18 protein-coding genes are annotated in these 22,885 nt (G+C 72.3%); 9 read left to right on the top strand and 9 right to left on the bottom strand.

Annotated features, from left to right (window positions below; translation table 11 throughout):
- Window positions 1–74 precede the first annotated feature (74 nt).
- The 7 genes from AC2AXK_RS00715 to AC2AXK_RS00685 all read right to left on the bottom strand — a co-directional run bounded on the left by AC2AXK_RS00715 (window position 75) and on the right by AC2AXK_RS00685 (window position 9,720).
- On the bottom strand, window positions 75–1,106 hold the full coding sequence (locus tag AC2AXK_RS00715; RefSeq protein WP_484343414.1) for an NUDIX domain-containing protein: 1,032 nt from the start codon (window positions 1,104–1,106) through the stop codon (window positions 75–77).
- Window positions 1,103–3,397, bottom strand: coding sequence for an RNA degradosome polyphosphate kinase (locus AC2AXK_RS00710; protein ID WP_484343413.1), 2,295 nt, complete (start codon window positions 3,395–3,397; stop codon window positions 1,103–1,105). The genes AC2AXK_RS00715 and AC2AXK_RS00710 overlap by 4 nt, the downstream gene beginning before the upstream one ends.
- 73 nt (window positions 3,398–3,470) lie before the next feature.
- A complete protein-coding gene (mshD, locus tag AC2AXK_RS00705; RefSeq protein WP_484343412.1) occupies window positions 3,471–4,394 on the bottom strand; it encodes a mycothiol synthase in 924 nt (307 codons plus the stop codon).
- 45 nt (window positions 4,395–4,439) lie between these two features.
- On the bottom strand, window positions 4,440–5,840 hold the full coding sequence (locus AC2AXK_RS00700; RefSeq protein WP_484343411.1) for an outer membrane protein assembly factor BamB family protein: 1,401 nt from the start codon (window positions 5,838–5,840) through the stop codon (window positions 4,440–4,442).
- Window positions 5,841–5,926: 86 nt separating this feature from the next.
- Window positions 5,927–6,820 (bottom strand): hypothetical protein, encoded by an 894-nt coding sequence (locus tag AC2AXK_RS00695; protein WP_484343410.1) that lies wholly within the window; start codon window positions 6,818–6,820, stop codon window positions 5,927–5,929.
- A 7-nt stretch (window positions 6,821–6,827) separates the two neighbouring features.
- A complete protein-coding gene (acs, locus tag AC2AXK_RS00690; RefSeq protein ID WP_484343409.1) occupies window positions 6,828–8,822 on the bottom strand; it encodes an acetate--CoA ligase in 1,995 nt (664 codons plus the stop codon).
- A gap of 64 nt (window positions 8,823–8,886) precedes the next feature.
- A complete protein-coding gene (locus AC2AXK_RS00685; RefSeq protein WP_484343408.1) occupies window positions 8,887–9,720 on the bottom strand; it encodes a formate/nitrite transporter family protein in 834 nt (277 codons plus the stop codon).
- Between the two features lie 159 nt (window positions 9,721–9,879).
- Here AC2AXK_RS00685 and AC2AXK_RS00680 point away from each other — a divergent pair, with 159 nt between their 5' ends.
- Entirely contained in the window at window positions 9,880–10,962 is a 1,083-nt protein-coding gene (locus tag AC2AXK_RS00680) for an NADH:flavin oxidoreductase/NADH oxidase (protein WP_484343407.1), read from the top strand.
- A 3-nt stretch (window positions 10,963–10,965) separates the two neighbouring features.
- On the opposite strand, the gene AC2AXK_RS00675 is transcribed toward AC2AXK_RS00680, so the two are convergent.
- On the bottom strand, window positions 10,966–12,363 hold the full coding sequence (locus AC2AXK_RS00675) for an NAD-dependent malic enzyme (protein ID WP_484343406.1): 1,398 nt from the start codon (window positions 12,361–12,363) through the stop codon (window positions 10,966–10,968).
- Window positions 12,364–12,847: 484 nt separating this feature from the next.
- Here AC2AXK_RS00675 and AC2AXK_RS00670 point away from each other — a divergent pair, with 484 nt between their 5' ends.
- Window positions 12,848–14,002, top strand: coding sequence for a glycosyltransferase (locus tag AC2AXK_RS00670; protein WP_484343405.1), 1,155 nt, complete (start codon window positions 12,848–12,850; stop codon window positions 14,000–14,002).
- 33 nt (window positions 14,003–14,035) lie between these two features.
- On the opposite strand, the gene AC2AXK_RS00665 is transcribed toward AC2AXK_RS00670, so the two are convergent.
- The gene (locus AC2AXK_RS00665) at window positions 14,036–14,863 is read right to left on the bottom strand and encodes an HAD family hydrolase (RefSeq protein WP_484343404.1); all 828 of its coding nucleotides are present in this window, start codon (window positions 14,861–14,863) and stop codon (window positions 14,036–14,038) included.
- A gap of 145 nt (window positions 14,864–15,008) precedes the next feature.
- Between AC2AXK_RS00665 and AC2AXK_RS00660 the strand changes: the two genes are divergently transcribed.
- The 7 genes from AC2AXK_RS00660 to AC2AXK_RS00630 all read left to right on the top strand — a co-directional run bounded on the left by AC2AXK_RS00660 (window position 15,009) and on the right by AC2AXK_RS00630 (window position 22,885).
- A complete protein-coding gene (locus AC2AXK_RS00660) occupies window positions 15,009–16,556 on the top strand; it encodes a GAF domain-containing protein (protein WP_484343403.1) in 1,548 nt (515 codons plus the stop codon).
- A 150-nt stretch (window positions 16,557–16,706) separates the two neighbouring features.
- Window positions 16,707–18,344 carry an ABC transporter substrate-binding protein gene (locus AC2AXK_RS00655; protein ID WP_484343402.1) on the top strand — a complete coding sequence of 546 codons (1,638 nt, stop codon included), beginning with the start codon at window positions 16,707–16,709 and terminating at the stop codon, window positions 18,342–18,344.
- Entirely contained in the window at window positions 18,341–19,411 is a 1,071-nt protein-coding gene (locus AC2AXK_RS00650; protein WP_484343401.1) for an ABC transporter permease, read from the top strand. Before AC2AXK_RS00655 ends, AC2AXK_RS00650 begins: the two co-directional genes overlap by 4 nt.
- Window positions 19,404–20,225, top strand: coding sequence for an ABC transporter permease (locus tag AC2AXK_RS00645; protein ID WP_484343400.1), 822 nt, complete (start codon window positions 19,404–19,406; stop codon window positions 20,223–20,225). The genes AC2AXK_RS00650 and AC2AXK_RS00645 overlap by 8 nt, the downstream gene beginning before the upstream one ends.
- The gene (locus tag AC2AXK_RS00640) at window positions 20,222–21,160 is read left to right on the top strand and encodes an ABC transporter ATP-binding protein (RefSeq protein WP_484343399.1); all 939 of its coding nucleotides are present in this window, start codon (window positions 20,222–20,224) and stop codon (window positions 21,158–21,160) included. Before AC2AXK_RS00645 ends, AC2AXK_RS00640 begins: the two co-directional genes overlap by 4 nt.
- Window positions 21,157–21,822 (top strand): ABC transporter ATP-binding protein, encoded by a 666-nt coding sequence (locus AC2AXK_RS00635; protein WP_484343398.1) that lies wholly within the window; start codon window positions 21,157–21,159, stop codon window positions 21,820–21,822. Before AC2AXK_RS00640 ends, AC2AXK_RS00635 begins: the two co-directional genes overlap by 4 nt.
- Entirely contained in the window at window positions 21,812–22,885 is a 1,074-nt protein-coding gene (locus tag AC2AXK_RS00630; RefSeq protein WP_484343397.1) for a PIG-L deacetylase family protein, read from the top strand. Before AC2AXK_RS00635 ends, AC2AXK_RS00630 begins: the two co-directional genes overlap by 11 nt.

The raw sequence follows: 22,885 nt of genomic DNA, 5'->3' as shown, positions 1-22,885 counted from the left end.
CGGCGTCAGCCCGCACTGCCACGACGACGGCCGTCCGACCCACCCGGGTCGGACGGCCGTCGCCGTCCGTGGCGCTAGTACAGCGGCGGACGGATGCGTTCCACCCCGACGACGCGCGGCCCCTTCGGCCCGTTCGTCACGTGCGCGACGAGGGCCTCGCCCGGTTCGAGGAACGGGTCCTTGGTCGGCAGCGCGCTGGCGACGGGGCGACGGGAGTGCTGCCCGAGGACGTCGAGGACCGTCGGCAGCACGGGACGGTGCGTGCACAGCACGACGGGCGACTGGGACTCGAGGAGCAGCCGGACCACGGCCGCGACCCGGCCGGGGGACCGCTCGTGCGCAGCCTCCGCGAGGTGCTCGCTCGAGAGCGACTGCACGGACGTGGCACGGGCGTAGGGGCGGATGGTGTCGGCGCACCGGGTCCACCTGCTCGTGACGACGGTGACGACGCCGAACGCCGCGAGCACCGGGACGAGGGCCGCCGCGTGCGCGTGGCCGATGGGCGTCAGCGGTCGGTCGGGTTCCTGACCGACCCACGCGGTACGGGGGAGGGACCGGCCGTGCCGCGCGACGACGAGCGCCGTCGTGCTCAGGCGTCCACGCTCGAACTCCCCGACGAGCGCGTCGAGGGGGACCCGGTCGGCGGCGCGCGTGAGCTTCTTCCGGGCGGTCTCCGCGGCGAACCAGCCCATGTCGTCGATCTCCTGCGGCGAGACCGGCGCGACGGGAGCCCGGGCGGTGAGGGCCGGGTCGTCCTCGGACGCGGCGGTCGCGGCCCAGTAGTGGACGCGTTTCACGTGGCCGTCGGGGGTGAGGTACTGGAGCCCGGGCAGGGGGACGCCGAGGACGACCTGCGAGCCGGTCTCCTCCGCGACCTCGCGGACCGCCGTGGCGGCCAGGGTCTCCCCGGGATCGAGCTTTCCCTTGGGCCACGACCAGTCGCCGTACCGGGGACGATGGATGAGCCGGACCTGCAGGGCGCCCTTGCGGACGCGCCAGACGAGCGCCCCGGCCGACTCGATCACCGAGGGCTGCTCGCTGGGGTGTGCGCTCACACCTGCCGATCCCCGGACCCGGTAGGCACCTTTGACCGTTGCGTCGCTCACCTGCCGAGGCTCATCCGGCGACGCTGGCGGGAGATGAGGACCTCCTGGGTGTCGAGCAGCGGCTCGCCACCCGGTCCGAGGTGGTGACGCGTCCACGTGCCGTCGGGGTTGAGGTGCCACGTGGAGGCGGAGTCGGACATGGTCTCGTCGATGAGGTCGACGAGATCGCGGATCTGGCCCTCGTCGGCGAGCCGGACGAGGGTCTCGACCCGGCGGTCGAGGTTGCGGTGCATGAGGTCGGCGGAGCCGATGAAGACCTCCGGTCCGCTCTCAGGTCCCTCACCGATGGCAGGACCGGAGCTGTTCGCGAACGCGAAGATGCGGGAGTGCTCGAGGAACCGCCCGAGGACGGACCGCACCCGGATGGTCTCGCTCAGCCCCGGCACCCCGGCGCGCAGCGCGCAGATGCCGCGCACGACGAGGTCGACGGGCACGCCGAGCTGCGACGCCCGGTAGAGCGCGTCGATCGTGGCCTCGTCGACCATGGAGTTCACCTTGATCTTGATCCACGCCGGCTTGCCGTCGCGGGCCGCCGCCGCCTCACGGTCGATGCGCTCGATGAGCCCGGACCGCACGGACCGCGGTGCGACGAGGAGCCGGTGGAACCGCGACTGCGGCGCGTAGCCGGAGAGCTGGTTGAACAGACGGGTGAGGTCCTGGCCGACGTCCGGGTCGCACGTGAGGAGCCCCAGGTCCGTGTAGAGCCTCGCGGTCTTCGGGTTGTAGTTTCCGGTGCCGACGTGGCAGTAGCGCCGCAGCCCGTCAGGTTCCTGGCGCACGACGAGCGAGAGCTTGCAGTGCGTCTTGAGCCCGACGATCCCGTAGACGACGTGCACGCCGGACTGCTCGAGCTTGCGCGCCCACGAGATGTTGTTCTGCTCGTCGAAGCGCGCCTTGATCTCGACGAGCGCGAGCACCTGCTTCCCCGCGTCGGCCGCGTCGATGAGGGCGTCGACGATCGGCGAGTCGCCCGACGTGCGGTAGAGGGTCTGCTTGATGGCGAGGACCTTGGGGTCTGCCGCGGCCTGCTCGAGGAACGTCTGCACCGACGTGGAGAACGAGTCGTACGGGTGGTGCAGGAGGATGTCACGCTCGCGGATCGCCGCGAAGATGTCTGCCGGGCTCGCGCTCTCCACCTCGGCGAGGAGCCGGTGGGTGGTCGGGACGAACCGTGGGTAGTGCAGGTCGGAGCGGTCGAGGTCGGCGATGAGGTTGAGCCCGGTGAGGTCGAGGGGCGCCGGCAGGGTGTAGACCTCGCTCTCGACGACACCGAGCTCGCGCAGCAGCAGCTCGCGGATGCGTGGGCTGATGCCCTCGGCGAGCTCGAGCCGGACAGGCGGACCGAACCGGCGCCGCAGCAGCTCCTTCTCCATGGCCTTGAGGAGGTTCTCGGCGTCGTCCTCCTCGACCTCGACGTCCTCGTTGCGGGTCACCCGGAACGTGTGGTGCTCGACGATCTCCATCCCGGGGAACAGGTGGTCGAGGTGGTGGGAGATGATGTCCTCGAGCGGCACGAACGACGTCGGGCCCTTGTCCATCGCCTGCGTGCTGGGTGCGCTCGGCCTTCCCTTGGCGTCCACGGCGATGAAGCGGGGCAGCAGTGCCGGGACCTTCACGCGGGCGAAGTGCTCCTTGCCGGTGCCCGGGTTGCGGACGAGGACCGAGAGGTTGAGCGACAGCCCGGAGATGTACGGGAACGGGTGGGCCGGGTCCACCGCGAGCGGGGTGAGCACCGGGAAGATCTGCTTGCGGAAGAACTTGTGCAGGCGGTCCTGCTCCTGCGACGAGAGCTCCTCCCAGCGCACGAGCGTGATGCCCTGGTGAGCGAGCTCGGGCTGCACCGCGTCGGCGAACGCGCGGGCGTGGCGTTCCATGAGGACGTGAGCCCGGTCGCCGATGGCCTCGAGCACCTGACGGGGGGTCCGCCCTGAGGCCGAGGTGACGGCCAGTCCCGTGGCGATGCGTCGCTTGAGGCCGGCGACCCGGACCATGAAGAACTCGTCGAGGTTCGACGCGAAGATCGCGAGATATCGCACGCGCGCCAGGAGCGGCTGGGTCTCGTCCTCCGCGAGCTCGAGGACACGCTCGTTGAAGGCGAGCCAGCTGAGCTCGCGGTCTCCGAACCGGTCGTCCGGCAACGGTGGCATGTCCTCGAGCACCGGGGTCCGGGGGAGGAGCTCCTCCGCGATGTGCTCGGCGATGTGTTCCGCGAGCTCCGGGTCGATCGCGCCGGAGCGCGTGAGGACCTCCGGCGCGCCGGGCGGACGGGGCGTTGTCGTCGAATCGGTCATGGGTTCATCGTGACACCACTCGGTGAACTTTGGGTGCCGGTCGCCGCCGCGGCCCGCGTCAGGTCTCGCGGGGTCAGCCGAGCTGGACGTCCACCGCGGCCCGCGTGAATCCCGCGGACGTGTACGTCCGCACAGCGACCTCGTTGGACCGGTCGGTGTAGAGCTCCGCCGTCGTCACGCCCGTCGCGGCGAGGTGGTCGAGCCCGACGCGCGTGAGCGCCGAGCCGAGGCCGGTGCCCTGGGCGTCCGGGTCGACGCCGACGACGTAGATCTCGCCCACACGCCCCGGGCCCTCCTGCTCGGCCGGGACCTTGAGCCAGATCGAGCCGACGAGGGTGCCGTCGCGGTGGGCGAGGAAGAACGCCTCGGGGTCGAACCAGTCCTCGCGCTCGCGGGCGAGGACGTCGGCGACGCTCACCCGTCCCTGCTCGGGGTGGTCGGCGAAGGCACGTGCGTTGACTCGTACCCAGTCCGCCTCGTCCTCGCCGGGACGGAACGCCCGCACGGTCACGCCGTCGGGCAGGCCGCGACCCGTCGGTGCGTACCCGCGCAGGTCGAGCGTGAGGCGCCACAGCTCGCGCACGACCTCGAGCCCGGCGGACGCCGCCAGGCGCCGCGCAGCGGGCAGGTCTCCGTGTGCCCACACGGCCAGCGGGTGCGCCGCGTCGGTGCCCGGGCGTGCCACCGCTCGCGCGCGTGCTCTGGCGAGCAGGGCCGAACCGACGCCGTGCTGGCGCGCGAAGGGGTGGACGAGGAGCTCCGCGCTCACGGCGCCGGGGGCACCGAGATCGAGCTGGGCATACCCGGCCAGGTCGTCGGCGGCCCGCACGAGCAGGTGCTCCACCGCCGCGGCATCGTCCTGCAGCCACAGGAGGGGTTGCTCGGACAGGGGGGCGACCCCGTCGACGTGCTCGGCGGCACGTGCCAGGCGCCGCACCGCCGCGGCGTCCTGCTCGGACAGGGGGCCGCTGACGGTCTCGATCTCGGAGTCATCCACGACGTCGATTCCATCACGTCCGAGCGGTGCCCCGCCGCGCGGACGTCAGGGACGCACGACGTGCACGACAAGCAGGCCGTCGGCGTCGGCGCCGGTGAGCGCGACGAGCCCGTCGAAGCTCGTCACGCGTCCGAGGTCGACGATGCCGACGTCCGCAGCGTCGAGCGACCACAGGACCGATCCGTCCTCCGGGGACAACGACCGGACCGTGCCGCCCTCCTGGACGACGTAGGAGGTGCCGTCGCTGGACGCACGGGCCGGTGCCTGCACGTCCATGGACCAGCGTGCCGAGCCGTCGTCCAGGTCGAGCGCCACGACCGTGTCGACGCTCATGAACACCACCGCGTCGCCCACGAGGCGCGGCGAGCCGTCCGTGGCGACGTCGGCCGACCAGAGCGACTCGCCGTCGGACGTGGCGTAGCCGTGCGCGGTCGACCCGTCGGTCACGACGAGGACCTCGGGCGACGGTTCACCGGGCCACACCACGGTGGACCTGCTGCCCGGATGCCGGACGAGCTCCGTGCCGTCCGGGTCCAGCCAGACGGTCGTGTCCGCCGTCTGCGAGATCACGGCTCCGTCGGCCAGGAGGCGTAACAAGTGGCCCGAACCCTCTTTGGGGGCGCTCCACGCCTCCGCGCCGTCCGCGGCGTCGAGCACGGTGAGCGTCGAGCCCTCTCCCGCGACGAGCACGTGCTCGTCCGTGAGGCTCACTCCCGGATCCCCGTCGCGCTCCCACAGGACCTTCCCGGTCGCGTCGAGCAGGGTGATGCCGCCGGCTTCGTGGACGAGGACCCGCTCGGAGGAGAGGAGCGGTGGCGCTCCGATCGCTGTGCCCGACCACAGGTCTGCGCTCGTGCCCGTGCGCGGGTCGACCGTGACGACGACATACTCGCCGGTGTTCCGCATGCCCGTGCACGCGAAGGTCTCGAGCATCGCGGAGCACCCGGTGAGGCCGTCGGACTGCGGGACGCTCTCGCTCCAGAGGCGGTCGCCCGTCACGGCGTCGATGCCGACGAGGGCGGCGATCGCGTTGGTCCCGTAGACCGCGAGCAGCACGACCCTGTCGACGACGGGAGGGCCGGCAGCCTCGGGGAGCAGGACCGTGTGCGTCGCGTCGACGACGACGCCCTGTTCCTCGAGGTCCGCAGCCGTCAGCGTCCAGGGTGCAGCAGGGGCCCACGTGTCGCTCGGTGGGGCGGACGGCTGGGCGGACGGTGAGGCCGACGGCTCGTCGTCCTGCCGGGTCTCGGCGGCGTCCGTGACGTCCGCTCCGCCCAGGACACCGGTGAGCGCCAGCGTCGCCAGCACACCGGCGACGAGCGTCAGTGCCAGCGCGACGACCCACGCGACCACCGGCCGCTGCTGGCGTGCGGTGTGCACCGGCGGCCCGGGCGGTGCGCCGGGACCTGCGGGCGGGGGCGGGGGGAACGAGGGCTGTCCGGGCACGGTCGGAGCGTAGCGGACGGGACGTACCGGGCGGACCACCCGGAACCGTCCAGGCCCTCGACGGTTCCGGGTGATCGGCGGACGGCTCAGGTCGTCGGCTCTGCGGCCTCCTCGGGCAGGTCCGACCCCGTCGCTGCCCGGTACATCGACGTGAGGTCCGCCACCGGCGCGAAGAACGCACCGTGCTGCGTGTCGAAGTGGATGACGGCGATCGCCGAGGAGGGGTGCGCGAACCCGTGGACGGCCGCCGCGGGCGGGATCGCGAGGATCCGCTCGGGGTCTTCCAGCGCCCGGAGCTCGGCATAGGCCCGCGCGCGCGCCGGCGTCGTGAAGGCGAGGACCGCGGTCCCCTGCTCCATCTTGACGGCGAACGGCTGGATGGCCTCGCCCTCGCCGCGTGGCACGAAGTACCAGCGGTCGAGCGCGAACACGGCGCTCCACAGTGCACCCAGCGCGGAGCTGTCACCGGCGCGCGCACGGGCATCGAACGCGAGGCGGTCGATCGCCGTGACGACACCCGCAGCCGCGTTGGTGCGGCCCGGGCCACCCACAGGCCCGATGACCGCCTCGGCCAGGGCCCGCACGACCGCCGGCGGTGCGCCGAACGCCGCGTCCTTCGGGTTGAACAGCAGGATCTCGACGCCAGCAGCCGCGAGCTGGTCCGCAGCCCCGAGCATCTCCGAGGGCGGCGAGGCGAACACCTGGTCGGCGCCCCCGCGCCCGTCCTCGGCGAACGCCACGGCCCGCTCGAGGTCGGTGAACACGGGCAGGGCCGGCTTGCCGTTGGCCGTGACCGTCACCGACCGGAGACCGGGCGAGGCGTCCTTCACGAAGAACCATCGCTCGAGCGGCAGCACACGCCGCCACAGGGCACGCCAGCGCGCTTCCGAGTCGGTCTCGTCCACCGCCCCGACAGCCTTGCGGGCGAGCGAGTCGATGACGGACGGGTCGGTGGGCGTCGCGACGGAGTGATCTGTCATCCAGACATCATCCTTCACTCGCGGCCGACGGCTTCGCCAGCCCGCTGGAGATGAGGTCCATCACCGAGGAGTCCGCGAGGGTCGTCGCGTCCCCGACGACCCGGTTCTCCGCGACGTCGCGCAGCAACCGGCGCATGATCTTGCCGGAGCGCGTCTTGGGCAGCTCGGGCACGACGAGGATGCGCTTGGGCTTGGCGATCGGCCCGATCTCCTTCGCGACGTGGTTGCGCAGCATGGCCTGGACGTCGTCCTGGACGGCGTCCTCGGCGAACTCCGAGCGGAGGATGACGAACGCGACGACGGCCTGGCCCGTCATCTCGTCCGCAGCGCCGACGACGGCAGCCTCCGCGACGATCGGGTGCGAGACGAGCGCCGACTCGATCTCCGCCGTCGAGAGACGGTGGCCGGAGATGTTCATGACGTCGTCGACCCGGCCGAGCAGCCAGACGTCGCCGTCCTCGTCCTTCTTCGCGCCGTCCCCCGCGAAGTAGATGTCCTTGAAGCGCGACCAGTAGGTGTCCTTGAACCGCTCGAGGTCGCCCCAGATGCCGCGCAGCATCGACGGCCACGGTTGCGTGAGGACGAGGTACCCGCCTCCGCCGTCGGGCACCGGCCGTGCCTCGTCGTCGACGACGTCTGCGGCGATCCCCGGCAGCGGGGTCTGCGCCGAGCCCGGCTTCGCTGCCGTGACGCCCGGCAGCGGCGAGATCATGATCGCGCCGGTCTCCGTCTGCCACCACGTGTCGACGATGGGTGTGCGGTTTCCGCCGATGACCTCGCGGTACCACATCCATGCCTCGGGGTTGATGGGTTCTCCGACAGAGCCCAGCACCCGCAGCGACGTGAGGTCGTGCTGGTCCGGGATCTCCCGGCCCCACTTCATGCACGTGCGGATGGCCGTGGGCGCCGTGTAGAGGATGGAGACCTTGTACTTCTCGACGATCTCCCACCAGCGACCCTTGTGCGGGGAGTCGGGCGTGCCCTCGTAGATGACCTGGGTGGCGCCGTTGAGCAGCGGCCCGTAGGTGACGTAGCTGTGCCCCGTGACCCATCCGATGTCTGCGGTGCACCAGTAGACGTCCGTCTCCGGCTTGAGGTCGAAGACGTTGCGGTGGGTGAACGCCGTCTGGGTGAGGTACCCCCCCGTGGTGTGGAGGATCCCCTTGGGCTTCCCCGTGGTGCCGGAGGTGTAGAGGATGAACAGCGGGTGCTCGGCGTCCACCCACTCGGGGGTGTGCTCGACGTCGGCCGCGGACATGGCCTCGTCCCACCACACGTCCCGGCCGTCGGTCCAGGCGACGTCCTGACCGGTGCGGCGCACGACGAGCACGTGCTCGATCGTCGTCGCCGGAGCGCCCTCCTGGGGGGCGATCGCGTCATCGACGGCGGGCTTGAGCGCCGAGGGCGCTCCGCGGCGGTAGCCCCCGTCGGCCGTGATGACGACCTTGGCCCCCGCGTCGAGGATGCGGCTGCGCAGGGCGTCGGCGGAGAACCCGCCGAAGACGACGGAGTGCGGGGCGCCGATGCGCGCGCACGCGAGCATCGCCACGACGGACTCGACGAGCATCGGGAGGTAGATGACGACGCGGTCGCCGCGCTCGACGCCGAGCGACGACAGGACGTTCGCGGCACGGGAGACCTCGCGCAGCAGGTCGGAGTACGTGACGGTCCGGGTGTCACCGGGCTCGCCCTCGAAGTGCAGGGCGACGCGGTCGCCCCGGCCTTCGACGACGTGCCGGTCCACCGCGTTGTAGGCGGCGTTGAGGGTGCCGTCCGCGAACCACCGCGCGACGGGCGCCCCCGACCAGTCGAGCGTCTCGGTGAACGGTTTCTGCCAGGTCAGGAGCGAGCGGGCCTGCTCCGCCCAGAACTCCACGGGGTCGCCGGTGGCCGCGTCGTACAGGGCCTGGGTCGCGTTGGCCTGGGCGGCGAACTCCTGGCTCGGGGGGAAGGTCCTCGTCTCGTGGAGAAGGTTCTCGAGACCCTGGTTGTCCTGTGACACAAGCTACCTCCGGTGCGCATCGACGCTGGTGCGGGCGGTGGGAGTGGTCGCCCCCGGCGGCAGTCTAGTGTGTCGCGCGCCACACCTGCTGGCGCGCGCCGTCCGATTCGCCCGGAGACCTGTCCGCACGCAGCGGTCCGGCGGACACCGCGTACCCGAGCCCGACGACGATCCCACCGACGAGGTTGCCGAGGCCGGCGACCCCCATGTTCCGTGCGAGCTCCAGCCATGAGGTCTCGGGGAGGCCGCCCACGAGGCCGAGGCCGAACACCGTCATGTTCGCCACGACGTGCTCGAACCCGGAGGCGATGAACGCCAGGAGGCACCAGAAGATGACGATGAGCCGCGCCACCTCCGACGTGAGGCGCACGGCGGACCAGATCGCGAGGCAGACGAGGACGTTGCACAAGACAGCCCGGGCGAAGAGCTCGGGGGTCGTCAGGCCACCCTTGAGCTCCAGGAGCGAGGTGAGCATCGCCCCGGCCGGGGTGCCGGGAGCAGCGACTCCTGAGACGTGCACGAGGACGGCGAAGACGAATGCGCCGGCGAGGTTGGCGAGGAAGCAGAACGCGAGGGTCACCCCGCCGCCGACCCAGGTGATGCGGCCCGCGAGCGCACCCTGGGTGAGGGTCATCATGTTCGACGTGACGAGCTCACCGCCAGCGGCGACGACGAGCGTGAGGGCGATGCCGAACACCGCACCGGAGACGAGCTTCGCGGCGGGCGACCCCGCGGCCAGGAACGGTCCGGCGGCGCTGATCATGAGCACGATCGCGACCCCGATGTAGGCGCCTGCGAGCATCGACTGCACGGCATAGGCGAGCGGACGGCGGGTCGCGGCCACCTTGGCGACGGCGGACTCGTGCTGGGCGGCGAGGGTCTGCGGGATCGTGAGCACGGACCAAGCATCCCGCGCCCTCCGGGACGCTCGCGGGACCAACGGCCCGACGCGAGGGCTCCCCGCGGGTGCAAACGTGCGGGGGGCGGAGCATCCCTGCCCGGCGTCCCGAGGATGGACGCCGGGAATCGAGGGGCGCCGGGCGTCGTTGCCCACGACATGACCGATTCACCGCTGCTCTTCCAGCCGCTCACGCTCCGCTCCCTGACGATCCGCAACCGGGTGTGGCTCGCGCCGATGTGCCAGTACTCCTCGGTCGACGGGATGCCCGGCGACTGGCACCTCGTCCACCTCGGCGCACGTGCGCAGGGCGGGTTCGGGCTCCTCCTCACCGAGGCCGTCGCGGTCGTGCCCGAGGGGCGCATCACCCCGCAGGACGCGGGTCTGTGGTCCCAGGAGCACGCCGACGCCTGGGCGCCCGTCGTGCGGTTCGTCCACGAGCAGGGGGCGGTCATCGGCGCGCAGCTCGCCCACGCCGGGCGCAAGGCCTCGACGTTCCGCCCCTGGGCGCCGTCCCAGGGCACGGTCCCCGTGGCCGAGGGTGGCTGGGAGACCGTTGGCCCGTCGGCCGAGGCGTTCCCCGGGTACAGCCCGCCGCGCGAGATGACGGCCGAGGAGATCGCGGCCGTGCCCGAGCAGTTCGCGGCCGCCGCCCGCCTCGCGCTGAGCGCCGGGTTCGACGTCGTCGAGATCCACGCGGCCCACGGATACCTCCTGCACGAGTTCCTCACGCCCCTGGCGAACACGCGCACGGACGCCTACGGCGGGTCGCTCGAGAACCGGGCGCGCCTGCTGCTCGAGACGGTCGACGCCGTCCGGGCCGCGTGGCCGCAGGACAAGCCGCTGCTCGTGCGCGTCTCGGCGACGGACTGGCGCGAGGACGGCCTGCAGGTGGGCGACGTCGCGCAGGTCGCGAAGGAGCTCGCCACCCGCGGCGTCGATCTCGTGGACGTCTCGACGGGGGGTGCCGCGCCTGCGGACATCGCCGTCGGCCCCGGGTACCAGGTCGCCGCTGCGCGGGAGATCCGCGAGGCGTCCGGTCTGCCGGTCAGCGCGGTCGGGCTCATCACCGATCCCGCGCACGCCGAGTCCGTGCTCGCCGACGGGTCCGCGGACGCCGTCATGCTCGCGCGCGCGGCGCTGCGCGACCCGATGTGGCCGCTGCGGGCCGCCCACGAGCTCGGCGTGCCGCGGCGCGAGGCGGGCTGGCCGGACCAGTACGCCCGCGGGGCCTGGGAGTAACGCTCAGGCCGGCTGCACCACGGAGGCCGCGGCCTCGACGGCTGCTGCGACGAGCGTCGTCACCTGGGGGTTGAACACGCTCGGGACGATGTACGTCGCGTTGAGCTCGTCGTCGTGGACGACGGACGCGAGCGCACGCGCGGCGGCGAGCAGCAGGTCGTCGGTCACCTCGTGCGACCGGGCGTCGAGCAGCCCGCGGAACACCCCGGGGAAGGCGAGCACGTTGTTGATCTGGTTCGCGAAGTCGCTGCGCCCGGTCCCGACGACCGCGGCGTGCTTCGCGGCCTCGTCCGGGTCGACCTCCGGCCGTGGGTTCGCCATCGCGAAGACGATCGCGCCGTCGGCCATCCGGGCGACGTCGTCGCCGGTGATGACGTCCGGCGCGGAGACGCCGATGAAGACGTCCGCGCCGACCATCGCGTCCCGCAGGGTCCCGCTCACCCCGCGCGGGTTCGTGTGGTCGCTGATCCACTGCAACGACGGCTCGAGGCTCGTGCGCTCGCGGCACACGACACCGGCGATGTCGGCGACGACGACGTCCTGCGCCCCGGCGGCGAGCAGCAGCTTGAGCACCGCCGTCCCGGCCGCGCCCGCTCCGGACAGGACGATCCGTACGGTCTGGAGCTCCTTGCCGACGACCTTGAGCGCGTTCGTCAGCGCGGCCAGCGCGACGATCGCGGTGCCGTGCTGGTCGTCGTGGAACACCGGGATGTCGAGCTCGGCGCGCAGCCGGCGCTCGATCTCGAAGCACCGAGGGGCGGAGATGTCCTCGAGGTTGATCCCCGCGAAGACGGGAGCGATGGCCTTGACGGCCGCGACGATCTCGTCGACGTCCGTCGTGTCGAGCGCGATGGGGAACGCGTCGATGTCCGCGAACCGCTTGAACAGCGCCGCCTTGCCCTCCATGACGGGCAGGGAGGCGAGCGGTCCGATGTCGCCGAGGCCGAGGACGGCGGTGCCGTCGGTGACGACCGCGATGGTGTTCCGCTTGATGGTCAGCCGACGCGCGTCGGCAGGGTTCGCGGCGATCGCCTCGCAGACGCGGGCGACGCCGGGCGTGTAGATCATCGAGAGGTCGTCGCGGTTGCGGATGGGCACCTTCGACTCGATCTGCAGCTTGCCGCCCAGGTGCAGGAGGAAGGTGCGGTCGCTCACCGGACCGACGGTCACACCGGGCAGGGCGCGCAGGCCGTCGACGATCTGCGTCGCGTGGTCGTCCCCACGGGTGGCGCACGTGACGTCCACCGTGATGCGCTCGTGGCCCGACGCCGTGACGTCGAGCGCGGTGACGATGCCGCCGGTCTGCTCGATCGACGTCGTGAGCTCGCTCACCGCCGTGGGCCGGGCCTGGACCTCGAGTCGGACCGTGATCGACGAGGAGACGCTCGGCGCTGAGTTCATCTCGCCACACTAGCGGCGTGCGGCGGCCTCGGCCGGACACACCGACGGCACCCCGGTGAGGGGGCGCCGTCCGCCAGCGGGAGATCGGGTATCAGGCGTGCATCATCGTTGTTGCTACGGGGCCAGCCCGGTCAACATGTCCGTGACGTGGACTGTTCGCGCGTGGGTTCCGATCTCCGTGTGCTGTTGTCCTTCTTTTCTACCCTTCCTCGGCGGATATGGGAAGGGGGACGGCGTCTGCCGATCGCCTGCCCGGTGCCGTCCATACCCCTCCGGGCCCCGTGAGCGACGAGAGGCGGCGGTTCCCGTAGGGTCGGTCCACCGTCCCCGCGTCGCCACCGTCCCCGCGTCGCCAGCGTCCTCACGAGGAGGTGCCGTCGCCCTGGGTACCGCACTGTTCGCCCCTGAGACCTTCAACCTTGCTGAGACGACCCGCGCCATCGAGGTCGCGCGGGCGCTGCGTGACCGGCACGAGTGCGTCTTCATGGGGTACTCGCACCGCTACGCGCACCTCGTGCGCTCGGCCGGGTTCGAGTACCACCCGCTCGAGCCCGTGCTCACCGACGCGCAGGCCGACCAGCTCGTCAGGGTCGACCAGGGCAGGGGCGTGCGGCACCCGTTCACGACGGCGACCGTCCGGACGCGCGTCGACCACGAGCTCGCGCTCATCGATCGGGTCGGGGCCGACGTCGTCGTCATCGGCACGACGCTCAGCCAGCTCTTGTCCGCGCGGATCGCCCGCATCCCGCTCGTGTACGTCAAGCCTTTCGCCTACTCGCTGCCGCACATCCGCCAGATGACGACTCTGCCGCTCCTGCCGGGCCACCACGTCGTGCACCGTGCGGTGAACGTGCTCGCCGCACGCGCCCTGCGCGCCGCCGCCGAGCGGATCACCGTCAAGCCCCGAGCGTTCCGGGTCGTGGCGCGCGAGTACGGGATCACCCTGCCGCGCCGGACCATCGAGGCGCTCGACGCCGATCTCAACCTCGTCGCGTCCGTGTCCGGATTCCTCCGCGACCACGAGCTGCCCGACGACTACCGGTTGGTCGGGCCCGTCTACGCGCGGCTCGACGTGGACGTCCCTGCCAGCATCCTCGACGCCGTCGCCTCCGCACGGTCAGCCGGCCGGCCTGTCGTGTACTTCGCGATGGGCAGCTCCGGGAACCGCCGCCTCGTGCGCCGCGTCCTGGCAGCTCTCTCGGCGATGCCGGTCACCGTCGTCGCACCGGTGACCCACTATCTGGAACCGGGCGACCTCGCCGAGCTGGGCCCGCACGTCCACGTGTGCGGGCTCCTCCCGGCCCATCGCATGGGCGACCTCGTCGACGCTTCGGTGATCCACGGCGGGGAAGGGACGGTCCAGACCGCGATCCTCAGCGGGAAGCCGTTCGTCGGGATGGGCCTGCAGATGGAGCAGCGGTGGAACATCGACGACTGCGTGGAGTTCGGCAACGCGATCCGCGTCACTGCGCACCAGGTCGGACGCACAGCGTTCTCGGCCGCGGTGCGGCAGGTGCTCTCCGACGAGCGGCTCCACCGCAGGGCGCACGACCTGCGTGCCCGCCTGGCCGACGTCGACGGTGCCGCCGCCGCAGCAGACCACATCGACCAGCGCCTGGCCCGGACACCGCTCTCGTGACCGACGGATGGCGGCCCTCGCGACGGGAGCCCGTCAGCGGGTGCGGCCGCGTACCGCGCGCCACGCGAGGTACGCGCCGAGCCCGATCGCGAGGAGACCTGCGCCCGTGAGGGCCGACGTGCGTGGCGAGATCCGGCGGCTCAGGGCGATGGGCCGGTCGAACGTCAGGACCTCCCACCCGTTCTCCGCGGCGAGCCGGCGCAGGGTCTTGTCGGGGTTCACGGCGAACCCGTGCCCGACGACCTCAAGCATCGGGGCGTCCGTGATCGAGTCGGAGTATGCGTAGGACCCCTCGAGGTCGTACCCGCGTTCCTCCGCGAGGTCACGGATGGCCGTCGCCTTGTTCTGCCCGTAGGCGTAGAAGTCGATGAGGCCGGTGTACCTGCCGTCCTCGACCTGCATCTGCGAGGCGATCGCGTGGTCGGCACCGAGCACCGCGGCGATCGGCTCGACGAGCTCGTACCCCGACGCGGAGACGATGACGACGTCGCGCCCGGCCGCGTGGTGCTCCTCGATGAGGTCGACGGCCTCGGAGTACACGTACGGGTCGATGTACTGGTGGAGGGTCTCGGCGACGATCGACGTCACCTGGTCGACGGGCCACCCGGTGACCATCGAGCTGAGGTGGGCGCGCATGCGCTCGGTCTGGTCGGCGTCAGCGCTACCGACCATGTAGAGGAAGTGCGCGTAGGCGTTGCGCAGCACCGCGCCGCGCGTGATGAGCCCGCCTGCGTAGAAGGGGCGGGAGAACGCCGCGGCGGACGACGTCGCGATGATCGTCTTGTCGAGGTCGAAGAACGCGGCCGTGGGGCTGTGGGCCTGGTCGGGGTTCACGCGCTGAGCGTAGCCCGGACGCCGCATGCGTGGCGGTGTGACGCAGTGCACGTGCGCCCGCCATGCGCGGGAACGGGAGGCGCCCCACACTCAACCTTGAAGCCTCAAGTACCGATGTTCAACTCTGCCGGACGCATCCGCGCACACCGCGCCCCACGATCAGGAGCCCGCCATGCTGGGAAAGCCGCGCCGCCGACCGTCCGCGCAGTCCGACGTCGCGGAGGCGCGGGCCGACGTGGGCGCCGTCACGGCCGTCCTGCGCGCCCTGGCCGGCGCCCGGACGAGGCAGGACGCCGTGCGCTCGGCGCTCGACGCCGTCCGTGAGCAGTTCGGCTGGGCGTACGGCTCGGCCTGGCACGTGGTCCCCGAGGACGGCGTCCTGCGGTTCTCCCAGGAGTCCGGGGACGTCGGGGCGGAGTTCCGTGAGGTCACGCTCGCCGCGTCGTTCGCCGAGGGGGTCGGCCTCAGCGGGCGTGCGTGGCAGGCGAAGGATCTCGTGTTCGTCGCGGATCTCGGAGAGCTCACCGACTGCGTCCGGGCACCCGCCGCCCAGCGGGTGGGGGTCCGCAGCGGCATCTGCTTCCCGATCGTCGAGGACGGCGCCGTCACCGGGACCATGGACTTCTTCACCACGGAGGAGCTCGTCCCGTCGGAGCAGCGGCTCGACACCCTGCGGTCCATCGCTCTCCTCGTCTCCCAGGCCGTCGAGCGCGTGACCACCATGGAGCAGCACGCCGACGCGGGTCAGGACGTCGCCGCGGTCACCGCCGTGATGCGCGCGCTGTCGGCCGCCACCGACCGCGAGACCGCGCTGCGTGATGCGCTCGAGACGATCCGCAGCGGCTTCGGGTGGAGCTACGCGTCCTACTGGGCGATCAGCGCCGCAGACACCGCCCTACGGTTCGTGCAGGAGTCCGGGGACGCGGGCGAGGAGTTCCGCGCGGTGACCCGGTCCGCCTCGTTCGTCGAGGGCGTGGGGCTGTCGGGCCGCGCGTGGCGGTCGAAGGACCTGGTGTTCGCTCCTGACCTCGGGACGGTGACCGACTGCGTGCGTGCGCCGGTCGCGCGGCGCGCGGGCGTCAGGTCGGGTGTCTGCCTGCCGATCCTCGTCTCCGGCCGGGTCGTGGGGACCATGGACTTCTTCGCGACGACGACGCTGGCCCTCTCGCCGGGTCGTGAGGACGCGTTGCGCAACACCGCCTTCCTGCTCGGACAGGCCCTCGAGCGGATCGAGGCGTCAGCACGGCTCGCGGCGGCTGCCGAGGAGCTCGTCACGTCGATCGGCGAGGCGGAGCGCAACGTCCTGGCGGCGGGTGCCGTGGCGCTCGACGGCGAGCGGCTCGCAGCGGACGCCCACGTCGAGGTCTCCGGGCTGGGTGCGTCGAGCGCGGAGATCGGTGAGGTGGTCAAGGTCATCCAGCGCATCGCCGCACAGACCAACCTCCTCGCCCTCAACGCGACGATCGAGGCCGCTCGTGCGGGGGACGCCGGGCGGGGGTTCGCGGTCGTCGCCAAGGAGGTCAAGGACCTCGCCAACGAGACCGCGGAGGCGACGACGGAGGTGGACCGCAAGGTTCGCGCCATCCAGGACCAGGTCGAGCGGGTCGTCGCAGCGCTGGCGGACATCCGTGGTGTCGTCGAGCGCGTCAACGAGACCCAGGTCGCCATCGGCGGAGTGCTCACCCAGCAGGCTGCCGCCACGCGCGCCATCCTCGGCTGAGGGCGGACCGCCGGGTCGGGCGGAGGGGACGAGCCGGGCCCCTGCGCGAAACGGGCAAAGGGTGCAGACCGGGATGAGCCATGTCACGATGACACGACGCGGCCCGTGAGTGTGGGGCCGTCCGGCAGCGTCGACGGAGGGGGCACCGCGATGGCAGTCCCGCCGAGGACCACGACGGCAACGACCGGGGCGCCAGGGGCGTGGGCCGTCGGCCTCCTCGCTGTCGCGCTCCTTGCGTCGTGCTCCGCCCCCAGCGGTGAGACACAGGGTGAGGACGAGGCGGCCCTCGTCCTCGCTGACGGCTACGAGCTCGGCGGGTACAACCCCGTGGCGGGGTACGGAGCGGCTGGTGACGCCAAGATGTACGACGGGCTCGTGCGCCTCACCGGAGGCGAGGGCATGCCGGGCTTCGAGCCCGCGCTCGCCACCGCCGTGCCCGTCGCCAACGAGGACGCGACCGTCTGGACGGCCACCCTCCGTCCCGGGGTGACGTTCTCCGACGGCTCGACGTTCGACGCAGCCGACGTCGTGGCGACCTACGAGGCCATCCTCGACCCGGCGTCCGCCTCCGAGGCGGTGACCTCGTACGACATGATCTCGGAGGTCGTGGCGACCGATCCGAGCACGGTCGAGTTCCGCCTCGCGTACCCCTACGCGCCGTTCCTCGCCAAGCTGCTCATCGGGATCGTGCCGTCCGAGGCGCTCGCGGAACCCGGGCTGGCGGCCGAGTCCTCCCTCAACACCGAGCCCGTCGGCACAGGCCCGTACACGCTCGTCGACCTGTCTCCCGACCGCGCGGTGCTCGAGGCCAACCCGGACTACTGGGGCGGCGCGCCGGAGGTCTCCGAGCTCACGCTGCTCTACGTCGCGGACGACAACACGCGGGCCCAGCGGATGAGCTCCGGGGAGATCGACGGGACCAACCTCCCGCCACTCCTCGCCAACACCTTCAGCGACCGGGAGGGCACGACGGTCACCGCGCACACGTCGGCGGACTGGCGCGGGGTGTCGTTGCCGGCCGGCAACGCTGTCGCGGGCGACCCCGCGGTCCGGATGGCGCTCAACCTCGCGGTGGACCGCCAGGCGATGATCGACAACATCCTGGGCGGGCACGGACGGCCCGCCTACACCCCGATCCCCGAGGTCTACGGCGACGCGTTCGAGCCCACGGCGACCTTCGAGCACGACCCAGGGGCAGCAGAGCAGATCCTCACCGACGCCGGGTGGACGGTCGGCACGGACGGCATCCGCGAGAAGGACGGCCAGCGCGCCGAGCTCACGATCATGTACAACTCCGTCGACACCGTGCGCCGGGACCTCGCCCAGGCATTCGCGTCCGACGCCCTCGCCGTCGGTGTCGAGGTCAACCTCGAAGCCCTGTCCTGGGACCGCATCGACCCGCGCATCAGCACCGACGCGGTCCTGCTCGGCGGGGGAGACGAACCGTTCGACCCCGACACCCAGGCGTACGACGCGCTGAGCTCGGTCTACGCCACTCCCGGCGTGGGCAGCATCTACAACAACGCGAGCGACTACTCCAACCCCGCGGTGGACGCCGCCCTCGAGACAGGCCGGCACAGTCTCGATGCCGACGAGCGGGCCGCCGCGTACCGGGACGTCCAGAGCGCCTACGTCGAGGACCCGGGGTACGTGTTCCTCGTCTTCCTCGACCACACCTACGTGTCCACCGACTCCGGCTGGACGATGTCCGGCCAGGTCCTCGAGCCGCACGCGCACGGGGTCACGTGGGGACCCTGGTGGGCGCTGCAGTCGTGGACACGCAGATGACGACCGCCGTCGGCAGACCGGCCCACGACAGTCGTCGGCGAGCCCGAGGCTCCCGGTCCACGACCGTCCGGGCAGCGGGCAGGCGCGCCGAGCGCCGCCGGGCCGTCGCGGCCATGGTCGGACGCCGGCTGCTGTTCATCGCCCCGGTCGTCGCCCTCGTCTCCGCCGGGCTCTTCGCCGTGGCGTCCGTGTCGCCCTTCAGCCCGCTCGTCGGGTACCTCGGCACGCGCTACATGACGACGAGCGAGGTGGACAAGGCCCGCATCTCGGATCAGCTGGGCCTCGAGGACCCGTGGTACCTCACGTGGTGGCACTGGGTGCAGGGCGTGGCCACGGGCGACCTCGGGATGTCCCGGTCCTTCCAGCAACCCGTCGCCCAGGTCATCGGTGAGCGGCTGCCGTGGACGCTCCTCGTCGTCGGGATCTCGTTCGCGGTGGCCATCAGCGTGGCGCTCCTCGCGGGCGTCGCCGCCGGGATCCGCAGCGGCAGCTGGTTCGACCGGCTGCTCACGGGGGCGTGCATCGTCATCCAGGGGACCCCACCGTTCATCCTGGCGCTCGGCGCCATCGCCGTCCTCGCGCTCGGGCTCGGGTGGTTCCCCGTCGCCGGACTGACCAGCGGCGGTGCGGACCCCACCGTCGGCCAGGTCGCCCGGCACATCGTGCTGCCCGCGTCCGTGCTGGCCGTGGCCCAGATCCCGTGGCTGCTGCTCGCGGTGCGCCAGTCCGTGGTCACCTCGTCCGGCGAGGACTTCGTCGCCGGCGCCGTCGCGCGGGGCCTGCCCTGGCGGCTCATCACCCGCCGCCACATCCTGCCCACCTCGCTCGGGCCGTTCACCAACGTCGTCGGGGTCCGCCTGCCCGAGCTCGTCGTGGGCGCGGTGCTCGTCGAGGAGATCTTCAGCTGGCCGGGGATCGCCGGTGCGATCGTCACGTCGGCGAGCAACCTCGACATGGCGCTGCTCGCCGCGCTCACGGTGGGCACCACCCTCGTCGTCCTGCTCGGCTCGCTCCTCGCCGACGTCGTCGTGGCGTTCCTCGACCCCCGGGTGAGCACCGATGGCTAGGCGCCGCGTGCTCGTGGCCTCCGCGCTGCTGTGCGTCGTCGCGCTCTACGCGGCGCTCGTGCCGTGGATCGCCGGGGTCGACGACCGCGTGACCGACTACTCGCAGGCCCGGCTCGCGCCGTCCCTCGACCATCTCTTCGGGACCGATTCCGCGGGGCGGGACCTCTTCGTGCGGATCGCCTCCGCGATCCGCACGTCGCTGCTCGTCGCGCTCGTGTGCGCAGTCCTCGCTACGGTGATCGGCGTGATCGTCGGCACGACGGCAGGGCTCGTCGGCGGGTGGCTGGACAGGATCGTCATGCGCACCACCGATGCGGTGAACGCCCTGCCGCACCTGCTCCTCGGGATCGTCATCGTCGCGATGTTCCGCGGCAGCCTCCTCGCGATCGTCCTGTCGATCGCCCTCACGCACTGGACGCAGGTCGCGCGCATCATCCGCTCCGAGGTCCTCAGCCTGCGCCAGCGGCACTACATCGACGCCGCCGTCCTCGCCGGCGCAGGCCGGCAGCACATCATCACGCGCCACCTCGTCCCCGCCGCCGCGCCGCAGGCGATCATCGCCGTCGTGCTGCTCATGCCGCACGCCGTGTGGCACGAGTCGACGCTGTCGTTCCTCGGGTTCGGTCTGCCACCCCACGAGGCGAGCCTCGGCACGCTCCTGGAGGAGGCACGCAGCTCGTTGCTCCTCGGCGGGTGGTGGACGCTCGTCTTCCCGGCCGCGGTGCTCGTCCTGACGACGGTGTGCGGCGCCATCGCCGGGACGTCCCTGCGCACGATCCTCTCGCCACCCCAACCGTCGGAGCTACGACTATGAGCACCGCTCCCTCGGTCGACCTGGCCGGTCTGCGGATCTCCGGCCTCACCGTCCGGCTGCCCCTGGCGAGCGGGCAGGTGGTCCACGCGGCGAGCGACGTCGACCTCGCCGTGGCGCCGGGAACCGTCACCGCCCTCGTCGGGGAGTCCGGGTGCGGCAAGTCCATCCTCGCCGCCGCGGTCATGGACATGCTCCCCGCGGGCGCCCGCCGCACGGGCACCATCACAGTGGGCCGCGCGGACAGCGTCATCGACGTCTTCGCCGGCGAGCCCTTTCGTGGGCGCCGGGCGGCTCTCGTGTCGCAGTCGGCGGCGACCCACCTCACCCCCGTCCGCAGGGCACGGTCCCAGCTCGCCGAGGCGATCCGCGTGCTCGGTACCGCGCACACCCCCGAGGAGCTCGCGCGGCGCGCGGGCCTGGACCCGGCCGCGCTGGACTGCTTCCCGCACGAGCTCTCGGGCGGCATGGCGCAGCGGGTGGCCATCGCGGGAGCGCTCGCCGGGGACCCGGACGTCATCGTCGCGGACGAGCCCACGGCGAACCTCGACCGGTCCCTCACCGACCACGTGCTGGCGCTGCTGCGCGGGTGCGCAGACGCAGGAGCCGCCGTCCTGCTCATCACGCACGACCTCGCGTCGTTGGTCCGGACCCACGTCGCGGACCGGGTCGCGGTCATGTACGCGTCCCGGATCATGGAGACGGGGCCGGCCGACGAGGTCCTCGAGGACCCGCTGCACGACTACACGCGGGACCTGCTCGCCGCGCTGCCGACCCGGGGGCTGCACCCGATCCCCGGCAGCCCTCCCGTGCTCACCGACCTGCCGGACGAGTGCGTCTACCACCTGCGGCGACCGGAGAGCCGCCAGTCCGGCGGACCGACGACGCTCGTGAGCGTCGGCGACCGCCAGTACCGGACCCGGACGGAGGCCTCATGAGCCTGCGAGCGACGGAGGTCACCGCCGGGTACGGGCGGGGCCCGGACGTGCTGGAGAAGGTCAGCCTCACGGTCGCGCCCGGGTCGGTCGTCGGCCTCACCGGTCCGTCCGGGACCGGCAAGACGACCCTCGCGCGCGTCCTCGTCGGGCTCGACCGGCCGCGGTCGGGATCCGTGACGATCGACGGCGTCGCGTCGCCGGGAACCCGCTTCGGCACCCCGCGCGCCGTGCGCGGGTTCGTCGCGATGCTCTTCCAGTCCCCACGGACCTCGACCGACCCCCGGCTGACCCTCGGGTCGATCATCGTCGAGCCTGCGGTCGTCGCCCGCCGACGCGTGGACGTCGCAGGGCTTGCGCGGCGGGTCGGGCTCACCGCGGACCTTCTCGAGCGACGACCCCACCAGGTCAGCGACGGCCAGCTGCAACGCGCCTGCCTGGCGCGCGCCCTCGCGCAGAGCCCGCGCTACCTCGTGTGCGACGAGGCCACGTCGATGCTCGACGCGGCCACGACCGCTTCCCTCGTCCGGCTCGTCCTCGACGAGGCGACCGGTGGTCTGGGCGTGCTGCTCGTCAGCCACGACACCGACCTCGTGGCGGCGTGCTGCAGCTCGGTGGTGGAGCTGCGGGCGCATGGAGCGAAAGGGGCAGCCGATGACCGATAACACCTTCCGGGCGCTCGTCCTGGAGGACGACGCCGACGCGGCGGAGTTCCTCCGGATCGCTCTCGAGAGACACGGCGGCATGGTCGTCACGACGACGCGGACGGCCGAGGAGGCGCTCGCCGCCCTGCGTGCCGACACCTTCGACGTGCTCGTCAGCGACATCCAGCTCCCGGGGCGGTCCGGCCTGGAGATCCTTCCCGAGGTGCGCGCGATCGACCCCACGCTGCCGATCATGATCGTCACCGCGTACCCCACCTTCGACCATGCCGTCGAGGCCCTGCGAGAGGCGGCGGACGAGTTCCTCGTCAAGCCCGTCCCTGCGACGCTCGTCGTCCGGCGGGCGACCGAGCTGGCCGCGCGCGCCCGCGACGTCCGCCGCGCGTCCCGACAGCGCGTCCTCGCCGTCGGTGCGCACCCCGACGACATCGAGATCGGCGCAGGAGGAACGCTCGCCGCGCACGCGGCGGCCGGCGACGAGCTCGTCATCCTCACGCTCTCCGGCGGAGCCGTGGGCGGTCCCACGAGCGAGCGGCACTCCGAGGCCGCAGCGGCCGCCGCGGTCGTGGGGGCCCGGCTCGTGCACCTCGACTTCCCGGACACGCGCCTCGACCCGGCCGCCGGGCTCATCACCGCGATCGAGGAGCTCGTCGCCGAGGTCGTCCCTGACCGCATCTACACGCACGGGGTCCACGACCGTCACCAGGACCACCGGGCGGTGCACGAGGCGGTGCAGGTCGCAGCACGCCAGGTGCCCGGCGTGTGGTGCTTCCAGAGCCCGTCCTCCACCGTGAGCTTCGCGCCGAACAGGTTCGTCGACATCGAGGGGTTCCTCGACACGAAGATGGAGATGCTCGCCGCGTTCGTCTCCCAGAGCCACCGCGAGTACATGCAGCCGGACGTCGTGCGGGCCGCAGCGCGCTACTGGGCCCGGTTCAGCCCGGCGCGCCTGGTCGAACCGCTCGAGACGGTCCGGGCGAGCGAGGCCGTCGCCCGGTCGGCGTCGGTGCGCGCGACGTCCGCCGTCGACGGGCAGGGCGCCGACCCCGCGCACGGCGCAGGCTGA

The sequence above is a fragment of the Sanguibacter sp. Z6_81 genome (genome assembly GCF_057180625.1).
This window is presented reverse-complemented; position numbering and strand designations above follow the sequence as displayed.